Source organism: Bifidobacterium sp. UTBIF-78 (assembly GCF_006408945.1).
Lineage (GTDB): Bacteria > Actinomycetota > Actinomycetes > Actinomycetales > Bifidobacteriaceae > Bifidobacterium > Bifidobacterium myosotis.
In genome coordinates this window covers 1-12,534 of record NZ_JFAO01000022.1, presented here as the reverse complement: position 1 = coordinate 12,534, position 12,534 = coordinate 1, and the positions used below count along the sequence as shown (strand labels likewise).

The 12,534-nt window shown below is 62.7% G+C and carries 8 protein-coding genes; 4 read left to right on the top strand and 4 right to left on the bottom strand.

The features are described from left to right. The first annotated feature begins 13 nt into the window (after positions 1-13). The 4 genes from BG22_RS05925 to BG22_RS05900 all read left to right on the top strand — a co-directional run bounded on the left by BG22_RS05925 (position 14) and on the right by BG22_RS05900 (position 6,517). Entirely contained in the window at positions 14-511 is a 498-nt protein-coding gene (locus BG22_RS05925; RefSeq protein WP_140494067.1) for a hypothetical protein, read from the top strand. Between the two features lie 83 nt (positions 512-594). Then, positions 595-3,393, top strand: a complete 2,799-nt coding sequence (locus BG22_RS11175) for a glycoside hydrolase family 2 TIM barrel-domain containing protein (protein ID WP_258186231.1) — start codon at positions 595-597, stop codon at positions 3,391-3,393. Positions 3,394-3,677: 284 nt separating this feature from the next. Further along, positions 3,678-4,283 (top strand): hypothetical protein, encoded by a 606-nt coding sequence (locus BG22_RS05905; protein ID WP_140494065.1) that lies wholly within the window; start codon positions 3,678-3,680, stop codon positions 4,281-4,283. Between the two features lie 521 nt (positions 4,284-4,804). Continuing rightward, entirely contained in the window at positions 4,805-6,517 is a 1,713-nt protein-coding gene (locus BG22_RS05900; RefSeq protein ID WP_140494063.1) for a family 43 glycosylhydrolase, read from the top strand. A 94-nt stretch (positions 6,518-6,611) separates the two neighbouring features. Here the strand turns inward: BG22_RS05900 and BG22_RS05895 are convergent, their stop codons facing one another. The 4 genes from BG22_RS05895 to BG22_RS05880 form a co-directional block, all read right to left on the bottom strand. Then, complete coding sequence (locus tag BG22_RS05895) at positions 6,612-6,893, bottom strand: HU family DNA-binding protein (protein ID WP_094667237.1); 282 nt, start codon at positions 6,891-6,893, stop codon at positions 6,612-6,614. A 327-nt stretch (positions 6,894-7,220) separates the two neighbouring features. Next, positions 7,221-9,662 carry a lysylphosphatidylglycerol synthase transmembrane domain-containing protein gene (locus tag BG22_RS05890; RefSeq protein WP_140494061.1) on the bottom strand — a complete coding sequence of 814 codons (2,442 nt, stop codon included), beginning with the start codon at positions 9,660-9,662 and terminating at the stop codon, positions 7,221-7,223. A 160-nt stretch (positions 9,663-9,822) separates the two neighbouring features. Then, positions 9,823-11,259 (bottom strand): adenylosuccinate lyase, encoded by a 1,437-nt coding sequence (gene purB, locus BG22_RS05885; RefSeq protein ID WP_140494059.1) that lies wholly within the window; start codon positions 11,257-11,259, stop codon positions 9,823-9,825. 305 nt (positions 11,260-11,564) lie between these two features. Continuing rightward, positions 11,565-12,534, bottom strand: a 970-nt coding sequence (locus BG22_RS05880; protein WP_140494057.1) for an alpha/beta fold hydrolase, incomplete at its 5' end; no start/stop codon positions are given.

Here is a 12,534-nt window from a genome sequence, read left to right as displayed (position 1 = left end):
GAAGGGAAACGACATGGCAAACCATACTGATCAGACCATCCAGACCAAGCAAACCCTGAAGACCAGCATCCCCGAAATCGTCGCGCTGGTGGGTGCCATAGCCGGCCTTGCGGTCTACCTCGTGACCTCCACGACCGGGTACATGGCCGGGCAGGGAGTCAGCGTGGCGGCGATTGCGCTGAGCGTGGTGGCAATCGTCGCCCTGATCGTCAAGATCGCGTTGGGCTCCCGTCTCGGCGATGTCCTCAACGATGTGCTGACGGTCGGCTCCGAGGCCCTGCTCATCGGCGGATTCGCGCTGTTCGTGCTGGCGCGGGTGCGACTGGCCGCGGACATCTACTTCATCCCGGTCAACTACCCGGCGTCCGAAGAGACCGCGCTCAACATCTCGGTCATCGGAGTCGCCTGCTACCTGATTGCGATCATCGCGCTGATTGTCAAGGCGTTCACCGCCAAGGACGTCGCCCGCGCGATCATCAGCGTCGAACCCGCCGCCCCGGCGGTCGCATGATCCAGCAATGATTGCGGAGTCGGTTCCGGTTTTCCGGGCCGGCTCCGCAACCGATATCCCGTCAAGACATGTAAGGAACACGGATGCACGCCATCGAATTCAACCACGACTGGTCCTACCGCCATCTCGACGCCACGGACGAGCCGTTCACTCCGGTCACGCTGCCGCATGACGCGATGATCGGCGAGCAGCGCAGCCCGCTCGCGGCCAGCGGCCTCAACTCCGGCTGGTTCGAGGGACGCGATTACGAGTATGTGCGCCACTACACGCCGGACGCCGCGCTCGCCGGCCGGACGATGATTCTCGAATTCGAGGGCGTGTACCACAACGCCGAGGTATGGATCAACGGCGAGAAGGTCGCGTTCCGCCCGTACGGCTACACGAACTTCACCGTGGACGTCACCGGCCGGCTGACGGTCGGGCAGGACAACGAGATCCGCGTTATCGCCCGCAACGCCGACCAGCCGAATTCCCGCTGGTATTCCGGTGCCGGCATCTACCGTCCCGTCACGCTGTGGACCGCCCCACGCGACCACATCAAGCTCGACGGCGTGACCGTGCGCACCCTGTCCATCGGCTCGGGCGACGACGGAGAGCCCGCCAAAGTCGAATTCACCGTCGCAACCACCGCCCCCGGCACGATATCCGTCACCGCCGTTCCGCTCCCGCCGGCGGAAGCTGACACGCGAAGCGTGACTGAGATTGGGTCTGTGCCCGCCACGTCGGTCTCTTCTGACGAGGAAGCTGGCAGCCGCAGGCTGACTGGGGGAGAACCGGCCAACGGCAAGGGCCTCGCTCGCGAGAATGATCTAGCTCCAACCGACAACCAGCCTCAGTCCGTCGTACGGACAGCGCCCGCCGGAGACGGCGAGACGACCGTCGTCCTCGACATCCCCGCCCCGTACCTGTGGTCGCCGGAACACCCGAACCTGTACACCGCGCGCATCCGCTACCAGTCCGCCGCCGACCCCACCATCACCGACGAAACGGAAGTTACTTTCGGCATCCGCGAACTCGCCTGGGGCGGTGACGGCCTGACCATCAACGGCGAACGCGCCATTATCCAGGGCGCCTGCATCCATCACGACAACGGCGTGCTTGGCGCCTGCGCCTACGCGGACGCCGAGGAACGCAAGCTCGCCCTACTGAAGGCCAACGGCTACAACGCCATCCGATCTGCCCACAACCCCTGTTCCAAGGCGCTGCTGGACGCGGCCGACCGGCTCGGCATGTTGGTCATGGACGAATACATCGACCACTGGTACATCCACAAGACCCAGCACGACTACGTGGATTACTTCGGTCAGTGGTGGAAACAGGACCTCGCGGACATGGTGGCCAAGGACCGCAACCATCCCAGCGTCATCATGTACTCCACCGGTAACGAGGTGGGGGAGACCGCCCAGAAGCGCGGCATCAAGCTCGCCGGCGAGATGACCGACCTGCTGCACCGGCTCGACCCGACCCGTCCGGTCACCTGCGGCATCAACATCTTCTTCAACTTCCTCACCTCGATTGGTGTGGGCCAGTACTCGGACAAGAAGGCCGCCAAAGAGGTGGCCGCCGCCGAAAAACGCCGTGCGGCCGGTCAGGCGGCCGACAGGCACAAGGCCGTCGGCAGCGAGTTCTTCAACAATCTGGCCGGACTGTTGGGCGCCGGGTTCATGAAGACCATGGCCACGCTGCCGTTCTGCGACTGGGTCACGCGCGATGCCTTCGCCGCGATGGACATCGCCGGCTACAACTATGGCATCAAGCGGTACGCCCACGATCTGCAGCGGTATCCGGACCGTCTGATCCTCGGCTCGGAGACCTTCTGCAACGACGCCTACAAGTTCCGTGAGTTCGTCAAAGGCAATCCACGGCTCATCGGCGATTTCGTCTGGTCCGGCATGGACTACATCGGTGAAACCGGTGTGGGTGCCTGGGAGTACGAGGATTACGCCTCCCGCAACATCGAATACGGCTGGCTGACCGCCGGTTCGGGGCGTCTCGACCTCACGGGCAAGCCGCTCGGCGAGGCGTTGTACACGCGCGTCGCCTTGGAGGCTGAGCCCGGCCCGTACATCGCCGTGGTGCCGGTCAACCACACGGACGACAAGCATTCGCCCAGCGCATGGAAAATGAGCAACGCCATCGATTCATGGAGCTGGAACGGCTGCGAGGGACGCAAGGCGAACGTGGAGGTGTATGCGCGCGCCGCCTCGGTGGCGCTGTTCGTCAACGGTCGGGAAGTCGGTCGCAAGACGCTTGTCGACGACTGTGTCGCCCGATTCGACTGCACTTGGCAGCCGGGCGACATCGAAGCGGTGTCCTATGACGCCTCCGGCCGTGAGATCGGACGATGCGCGCTCACCAGCGCATCCGACCATACGGAACTGCGCGCCGAGGTCGAATGGGTCGGCCGCGCCGGCAAGCATGCCGGCCCTCGGGTTGGTGACGCTTCGATGGGCATGACTTCGACCGATACTGAGGATCTGCTCGAAGCCGTCCGTCTTCTGGCCGGTCCTGCGGAATCCGTATCGGCGGTAGACGCTATGGCGGCATCGGCCCTGCCGACGGCCGTTTCCTCTTCGGAAGTCGTAATCACACCCGGCCGACTCGCCTTCGTACGCGTGCGATACGCCGACGAACATGGCATCACCAAGCCGCTTGAGCGCGGCGTCCTGACTGCCACGGTCTCGGGCGATGGCCGTCTGCTCGGCTTCGGGTGTGCGGCCCCATTCAACAAAGGCAGCTTCGTCACCGGCGAGACTGACACCTACTATGGCGAGGCGCTCGCCGTAGTGCAGGCCTCGGACGATGCCGCCACCGGTGACGAGATTACCCTTTCCGTCTCCGACGGCAGTCACGAGACCTCCCTCACCCTCGTCGTCGCCTAACTCCCGTTCCCCGGCCTCCTTCAAAAAGAGTTGCCTGAACAGTATTGGCTCCCCTCCCTGAGGGGAGCTGCCATGAAGTGGCTGAGAGGAGTTGCCGTCGGAACGGCGAACTTTTGCCGTCGGAATCGAATTCGGCTTCCCTCCCTGAGGGGAGTTGCCACCCCTGAGGGGAGCTGCCACGAAGTGGCTGAGAGAAGCCGCCCGCACATTTGCCAAGATACCCACCCATCCGCCTGCACAGCGTACTCCGAGAGCATCGTTACCATCACAAAAGGAACACCCACATGTCCGACAAGTCACCCATCGTCCAGCCGCCCACCAGCACCAACCCACTCGCCGCATGGTGGCGGCGTTTCGCCGTAAAACACATACTCCTCGCGCAGTTCGTCATGTTCTACGCCTTCTCCCTGTTCGTCACCGTGTTGCAGTACGCGATGCTCACCTTCCTGCCGGACCTGTTCTACCGGTACACCGACTGGTGCACCATCCCCGCCCAGCTCATCCACCTGACGCTCGGTCCGGTGGACACCTATGTGTTCGACTACCCGGTCACCGGCGACGCCACCGGCGGCATGGGATATTTCGCCGCATTCGCCATCACCCTGTTCGTGGCACAGTGCATCAACTTCCCGATGCAACGCAACATCACGTTCAGGTCCAAGGGCAACATCTGGTTCCAGATCGCATGGTACGTGGTGGCGTTCGTGCTCATCACCATCGTGTGCAGCTTCCTGATGGGCCTGTACGTGCCGCTGCTCAAAGGGCTGGTGCCGCCGGCCGTGTACAACATCCTCATCACCGTGGTCAACGGCGGCGTGCAGATGGTCATCTACTTCCCGATCTACAAGATCATCTTCCCTGAAGGTGAGGCGACTGAACGGGCGTCGTGACATCGCGCAGCGCGGCGAACATGTGGTACAACGCGGCGAACACGCCACGCCACGCGGCGAAACGTCCCGAAACGTAAGTTTGCAACGACGGTCACTTACGTTTCGTCCCATTTTCGGGTGTCAAAACGGGACGAAACGTAACAGAGGGTCGTCCGAAACTTACGTTTCGTCCCGTTTGAGGCCAGCCGATGCCAATCGGGTGTGCGTTGGCCTGATGTTGGAGGGCTATGTCGGGTGAGCTGGTCGTGTGCTATCGGTCGGGCATACGTCTCAGGTTTGCACACGGTAATCCGTCATCTGCTCGGCATCGGCTCGTCATCAGCATGGTACCGGCATGGCATCGGCATGGCACCGACACGGCATCGACACGGCACCGACACGGCACCGGCACGGCATCGACACGGCACCGGCACCGGTTGGTCACCGAGATGCTCGATCATCTTTGAGTCACCTCGTGTATGCTGGCCGCCGCACCGTAATCGAACGCATTGGAAACCGGCCGCATAGGAAAGGAGCACGGCATGAGGCATCAGGCCGTCAATCCGTATCTTCCGGCGGGGGAGTACGTCCCCGACGCCGAGCCGTACGTGTTCGGCGATCGCGTGTATATCTACGGGTCGCACGACCGCTTTGGCGCGCCGATGTTCTGTGTCAACGACTATGTGTGCTGGTCCGCGCCCGTGGATGACCTGTCCGACTGGCGGTATGAAGGCGTCATCTATCGCAGGAATCAGGATCCAAGAAACCGTCTCGGCCTGCGACTGCTGTTCGCGCCGGACGTGGCCGTCGGCGCCGATGGGCGGTACTACCTGTATTACGCCTTCGATTTCATGGGGATGATGGGCGTGGCTGTCGCCGATACGCCCGTCGGCCCGTTTGAATTCCACGGCCATGTGCATCACCCGGATGGCACCCTGTGGGGCCGTCGCGCCGGTGATTCCTTCCCATTCGATCCCGGCGTGCTCGTGGACGATGACGGCAGCGTCTACCTCTATTCCGGTTTTCACACCCCGGTGCCCGCCATCGCGACGGGATGCCGCCGCCTCGGTTTCGATGGCGGCTATGTGCTCGGACTTGAATCCGACATGATGACGATCAGGACGCCGGAGAGGCTCCTGTTTCCCAAGTCCGGCCCCGGCTCATTCCCGGGACATGAGTTCTTCGAAGCCTCGTCGATACGCAAATGGGACGGCAAATACTATTTCGTCTACTCATCACGGCTTAACCATGAGTTGTGCTATGCCGTCTCCGATCGGCCCACCGAGGGCTTCCGGTATGGCGGTACGTTGGTCAGCATCGGCGATGTCGGGCTGACCGGGCATCCGGACGAAACCCATGCCGCCAACTACACCGGCAACACACACGGTGGCATGCTGCGCATCGGTGACGCGTTCTACACGTTCTACCATCGTCAGACCAACCGCAGTTCCTACGCGCGTCAGGCCTGCGCCGAACAGCTCGACGCCTCGTTCGACCCGACGGCCGGTGAATGGCGATTCGCCCAATCGGAAGTCACCAGCTGCGGGCTGAACGGTGGTCCATTGCGAGGATATGGACGGTATGAGGCGCGCATCGCCTGCAATCTGTGGAGCCGGACCGGTGCCGGCCGTTACGATGGCGATCGCCCCGCTAAGCGTCTGGCCGCACACCCGTATTTCACCCAGGACGGGCATGACGGCAAGGCTGGGGTCGGGCCGGTGCCCGCATGCCAGTACATCGCCAATATGCGCGACGGTGCCGTCGCCGGATTCAAGTATTTCTCGCCGGTCGTCGGCGAGGCGTCGGACACTGGCACTGTGCCGCGCGATGGAGGATTGCAGGTTGCGTGCGTGACCGTTCGTGCCCATCGTGGCTTTGCGAGGGCCGACGGCAGATTCATGATCTCCACCGATCCTGATGGCGTGCATTGCATTGCCGAAATACCGTTGCACCCCACGAACAACGACTGGCGGGTCTTCCGATCCGTCGTGATGTCGCCTTCCATCGAGCGATCGGAAGCGGCTGGCGATATGGGTCAGCCCGACCGAGGGACCATGGATGGCGTCATGACTATGTCCGCGTCCGATGTCGTGGATACGGCGGATGCATCCGATACATCCGATACGGTGGATGCGGCCACCGCCGCGGCGCCCAATGCCTCGGACTCGAAGCATCGCGCCGTGCCGTTGTATTTCCGCTACGTCGGCACCGGTTCCATCGATTTCCTTGATTTCACGTTGAGCGCCGGCGACTGATACGGCAACATACGCCAAGGGGCCCCGACCGTCATGGTCAGGGCCCCTTCATCGTCTCGTTTCGAGAATCAGTCACTCACTGTTGAGCGGCAGGTCACTCGGTGACGGCCTTCTTCAGCAGGGAGCCGGCGGAGATGCGCACGCCGTAGGAAGCCGGAATGTTGATGGTCTCACCGGTGCGCGGGTTGCGGCCGGTGCGAGCGGCGCGCTTGACGCGCTCGGCGGAGAAGAGACCGGTGAGCTTCAGGCCTTCGCCGGACTTCAGCGCCTCGACGAACACGTCCTGGAAGGCGTTGACGGCGGCCTCGGCCTGGGCCTTGGTCAGGTTGGACTTCTGGGCGATCTTCGAGACGAGATCAGACTTGTTGTATGCCATAAAGCATCCTTCTTGGGTCAGGGGACGAGCACTGTCGTTCGTCCGCGTTCATCACATGATGATAGCGCATGCACCTGCCTAAACCCGCATTTTATAAGGGTTTTCACAACTTTTTACGTGAAATCACCCCGATTTCGGCCGCGAATTGGACACCGACCCGCAATGGGAGACGATTATGCGCGGATTTGCGGTGGATTGCAGGCAGGTAACGTGCCGTTTCGGCATGAACACGCGGTTTTGTCCCGCATGAATCAGACTGCGCAGACGTATTGTACTGTACAGCCCGGTCTGATTCACCGGGCCATTAGGTCGGGCCCACGCTTCGGGCTACATCAGATTACGACGGGCGAGCCAGCGCATCGCCAACGCACCAAGCGGCACGCGCAGCCAGTAGAACACCACGCGATGCAGCAGCGTCGCGGACAGCGCCACGCCCTGCGGCACACCGATTGCGACGAATGCGAAGGTCAGCGCGGCCTCCACACCACCCAGACCGCCGGGCGTGGGCACCGCCGAGCCGAGCGCGTAGGCCAGCATGAACACGAACGTGGCCTCGACCGGATTCGTCGTGTAGCCGAAGGCCTGCAATGCCGCCCAGAACGCGAGGCCGGTGGTCACGTTCTGGAAGAGCGCCCCCAGACAGCTGATGGTCAATTCGCGGGGGCGTGACAGCACATCGAGCAGTTTGTTGACGTAGTTGCGCGCCAACGGCATGAGCCGACCCGTCACCCAATGACGTAGCGGTGGAATCATCATGGCAATCGACACCACGACGACCACCGCGCCCAACACAATCACCAAGGTGTTCGTTGGAATCGATCCGGTGAACGTATTGCGGCCGGTAAACAGTCCGATAAGCACCAGCATTGCGAAGTAGACCGCGTAATAGACCACCAGCGCGGCGCTCATGATCGCCGTGGCCGGGGCGTTCCGGTAGCCGGACTTGCGCAGGAACTGCAGATTCACGAAGGACGGGCCCACGCCTGCGGGCATGGACACCGTCGCGAAGCCGCCGGCCACCTGGCTCATGAACACACCAAGGGGATTGCGGCGGTCCCGGTCCATCAACGCGCCGAGCGAGATGGACGAGCCTATCCAGCCGCATACGCCGAATGCGAGCACCACCAGCGCCATCAGCGGATTCGCGTTGCGCAGCGCGATGATGATCTCCTCGGGGTTGAGTTGCGTGAACACGACCACCACGGCCACGATGACCAACAGCATCGTGATCATCGAACGCCAAGAGAAACGGGCCAGCGTCACCGGTTCGGCCGCCTCGGCGGTCTCTTCGTCAATGAGCGCGTTGATGCCGCCGCGCAATTGCGTCAGCAGCTGCTTATCCCACGTACCAAGCGCGCGAGTGGAGGAGGGGACGGCCATTTTCTGAATGAACGGCACCAGCGTCACCAGCGAGGCGTCGCCCCACGCCTCGCGTGCCGCTTCGATGGTCGGTTCCACGCCGATGAGCGCCGCGAACAACGCCAGCAGCTGGACCTTGTCCAATGCGGCGTTGGCCTGTGCCGAGGCGTTGTCGCCGTTGAGCCAGCCGGCGATCACCGCCGTGCCGTCATCCAGCCGTGCCAGCGTATCCGGCGTGATGCGGCGGTGGGTGTATCCGCGCCGGTTCGCGACGGATAGGTAGCGCATGTAGGCCACGGCGTCCGCTTTGGTAAGGGTGCTCAGATTCGCCGCAAGCTCCACCGAATGGGCGTCGAGCACGAGGATGGCCGATTCGTCCGTGTCCGTGATGCCATAGGGTTCGGGTGCGGGAAGCTTGATGTTGTGCAGGCCGAGCAGCATGGCGAAATGATGCTGCACCGCCTCGCGCACGGAACGGTCGCGTCGGATGGAGACGCTGGTGAACCGGACCCAATCCCACAGCTGCTTGAGATACCCGGCTGTGTGGGTCTGGGCATCCACCACCGATACGATGAAGCGGCGTCCGTTAGCCGTCTCCAGATCGTAGATGCGCGAACCCTCGGCCAGATCGTCCTCAAGGGTGGCGGCCAATGATCCATGACCGCCCAACGGTGCGGTTTGATGCCTGATGAGCGAGGTCGGCTCAAGGCCGATGCCTCTGAGCGCCTCCACCAGTTCGGTGCCCCATACGCCGGTGTTCTGCGTGCCCACGAGGAACCGGATGAGCATGCCCACCATGCGTCCGGCCGCGAGTGAAACCAGCATGCCGGTGACCGAATGCCAGGACAGCACGACCATCACCGCGGCCGTGGCATACAGGATGTTCCAGCTCCATTTTACGCTGGAGCGAGTGCGTCTGGGGCCGGCCGCAGTCAGGAACGCGGCCATGCCGCCGTAGATGTCGGGCAGCAGAGTGGAGCCAAGCGAGGTGGCCGCGGAAATCAACGCGAGAGCCAGCGTGTGGTCGCCCAGTTCGCTGATCGCCGTGGATATGCCCCACACCGTGCCGTATCCGGCGAACATGGCCAACGCGGAAACGGCGGCTTCCAGCCACATTCGTGTAAACAGTAACTGGCCGAGCACGAACACCACGATGACGATCGTGGCGAGTTGTGTCAGTACGGTCGAGGGGAAGTCGGCAAGCCAGTTGATGGCTTTGGCCGCGGTATGGGCATCGGATTCCACGCCACGGGTCATGCCGCCGAGATACACGGCGAACACCATGACCACCGCCGCCATGAGCAGTGACAGTCCCACCCGCATCAGATCGGCGAAATCTCGTGTCCTGCGTGGTGCCACGTCCTCGATGAAGGGCCCGTCGTGCTGGTCGTTATCGTGCGAATCCGTCATATCCGAACGCCCTTCTACTTGGAAAGAAGACTCCTATTCACTGCTTTGGGGCCGAGGCCCGTCCTGCACGCGGCTTGTGGCAGTCATCCGGCCCGTCACCATAGCCATGGAGGTGACGGGCCGGATGACTGCCGGAGGGCCGGACAGGCGTCGTGCGATGTCAGCGGTCGAAGGCGACGAGCTTCGAGGCCACGCCGGTGTAGGTGGCAGGGGTCAGAGCCTTGAGACGGGCTGCGGTTTCGGGGTCGAAGGACTGCTGGTCGATGAATTCCTCGACCTGAGCCTGGTTGATGGTGTGGCCGCGCATGAGCTCCTTGACCTTCTCGTACGGCTTGTCCATGCCCGGCAGGCCCCTGAGCTCGCAGGCGCGCATGGCGGTCTGGATGGGTTCGCCGAGCACCTCCCAGTTCTCGTCCAGCTCGCGCTCGATTACCGCGTCATGCGGGTGGATGGACTTCAGGCCGCCCATCAGGTTGTACAGGGCGAGCTGCGAGTATCCAAGCGCGGAGCCGATGTTGCGCTGGGTGGTCGAATCGGTCAGATCGCGCTGCCAACGGGATTCCACCAGCGTGGCGGACAGTGTGTCGAGCAGCGAGCAGGAGATCTCGAAGTTCGCCTCGGCGTTCTCGAAACGAATCGGGTTGACCTTGTGCGGCATCGTGGACGAACCGGTGGCGCCCTTGACCGGCACCTGCGCGAACACGCCGCGCGAGATGTACATCCACACGTCCACGCACAGATTGTGCATGATGCGGTTCGCGTGGGAGACGGTCGAGTACAGCTCGGCCTGCCAGTCATGGGATTCGATCTGCGTGGTCAGCGGGTTCCAGGTCAGGCCCATGCGGTTCGTGACGAACTCACGGGAGACCGCGATCCAGTCCACATCCGGGCAGGCTGCCAGATGTGCGCCGAACGTGCCGGTTGCACCGTTGATCTTGCCCAGGTACTCCTGGTTCTCGATGTGCTTGAGCTGGCGGTTCAGACGGTAGACGTAGACCGCGAGCTCTTTGCCGAGCGTGGTCGGCGTGGCCGGCTGGCCGTGGGTGAGGGAGAGCAGGGCCTTGTCCTTGTATTCCTCGGCCTTGGCGGCAAGATGGTCGATGATCTCCTTGAACGCAGGTTCCCAGACGTTGTTCATCGCGTTCTTCACGCAGCGGGCGATGGACAGGTTGTTGATGTCCTCGGAGGTGCAGGCGAAGTGCACGAGGGTCTTGAGCGCCTCGTTGATGTTGACCAATTCGGCCGGGGCCTTGTCGATCTGATCGTCGATGTAGTACTCCACGGCCTTCACGTCGTGATGGGTCACGGCCTCGTGCGCGGCATGCTGCTTGATTCCTTCGGCGCCGAAGTCCTCGGGAATCGCGCGCAGAAACGCCTTTTCGGCCTCGGTGAAGGGCTTGACGCCGTCCACGATGGGCTGGTTGCCATTGCCGTCGAAGCCGTTGGCCAGCAGGATCATCCATTCGACCTCGACGCGCATGCGTTCGCGGTTCAGGGCTGGCTCGCTCAGGTATTCCACGAGCGGTGCGGTGGCGTTGTGGTAACGGCCGTCAAGCGGGGTCAATGCGATTGCAGGGGAAATATCGGTAAGCTTCATGCCCTCTAGGGTACTTCCAGCCGTGAACTGGGCGTGTACGATTGGAGGGAACCCGCATTCGCACGGCGCCGGGTCGGTCGGTTTGACCGGTTTGGTCGGTTTGGCCTGGCCGGGGTTGGTCTGGTTTGGTGGGGCGGCCGTACTGGTCGAACCAATCTGAAACCGGTTGACCGGCCCGGTGGGGCGTCCGGTTTCGTCCGAATCTGGGGCGGGCTCCAGTGATTGGTGCAACACTTGACCGACGTGGCAGGGGAGGTGGACACCGCTCCGGGCTGATGTGTCAGCCCGACATCCAAGTCCGTCCGTCACTTCTGGACCTTCGGTTGGATATCTGGCATGTCCTTGCCGGACTCCGGGGTGATGCATGTTGGTTCGTTGGCGGGTCTGTGGCTCATGCGGCCTTCGAAATACCGGGTTTCCTTGAGTTCGCCCTGGATGACGTGTTGGAAGTGCCGCTCATGGTTTTGAATGGCGGGAGAACCCTCGTCGGTGGCATTCTGATAGGCCGCCTGATGGTATTGCAGCCAATGGGTGATTTCCATCTCACTCGATGGTCCGCCCTTGACCGGTGCGGCATCGTACGGGGCGTCTCCGGCGATGGGTGTGGAGCCCGGCGTGCAGGAGCCGTCCTTGTCGATGGTGCTTGGCGTGGCGTCCGGTGCCCGTGACGCCGTCCCCTGCACGGTCAGCCAGGTGGGCGTCGCCGGATTCGGTGTGCCATCCAGGGCGGCAATGAATTCGGTGTCCATCTCCACGCTGGTGACCCATGTTTTCTTCGGTATCGCATGATTCGCAATCGGCGAGCCGGCTGTGACGATATGTTCGATGTTGTAGTCGTCGGCCCAGTTCGAGGCGATGGTTGCGGCCACGATGCCGCCCTGCGAATGACCGACCATCGCCACCGGCTCATCCTTGTCGATGCCGGCCTGCCGCATCGCCTCGATGACCATCCTGGCGCTGTCCGCCTCCATGCTCTGACGTTCGGATGGACTCATCAGTTCCAGATTCTGCATCCAGCCGAACGGGGAATCGGGTTGCCCATCGGTGCCGGGGATGGTGACCAGCCAGGCGTTGGTGCCGTCCGCGCGTTCGTATCGTTGGACGGCGATGGTGGCGTAGTCGAGTCCGCTGTCGAGATCGATTTTGCCGAGCCGCTCGTTCGCCAAACGGTACAGGCCATCCATCGATTCCGCCACCGATTGGCTGGACCGCACCACATCGGCTTTTGTGGTGACCTCACGTACATTAAGGTGGTTGCCTTGCCACAGGTTTTTC

Bases quoted from the DNA above. Each gene is read 5' to 3' on its own strand.
- BG22_RS05890 (WP_140494061.1), bottom strand. From the start codon at position 9,662: ATGACGGATTCGCACGATAACGACCAGCACGACGGGCCCTTCATCGAG.
- BG22_RS11175 (WP_258186231.1), top strand. From the start codon at position 595: ATGCACGCCATCGAATTCAACCACGACTGGTCCTACCGCCATCTCGAC.
- BG22_RS05905 (WP_140494065.1), top strand. From the start codon at position 3,678: ATGTCCGACAAGTCACCCATCGTCCAGCCGCCCACCAGCACCAACCCA.
- BG22_RS05895 (WP_094667237.1), bottom strand. From the start codon at position 6,893: ATGGCATACAACAAGTCTGATCTCGTCTCGAAGATCGCCCAGAAGTCC.
- BG22_RS05900 (WP_140494063.1), top strand. From the start codon at position 4,805: ATGAGGCATCAGGCCGTCAATCCGTATCTTCCGGCGGGGGAGTACGTC.
- purB (WP_140494059.1), bottom strand. From the start codon at position 11,259: ATGAAGCTTACCGATATTTCCCCTGCAATCGCATTGACCCCGCTTGAC.
- BG22_RS05925 (WP_140494067.1), top strand. From the start codon at position 14: ATGGCAAACCATACTGATCAGACCATCCAGACCAAGCAAACCCTGAAG.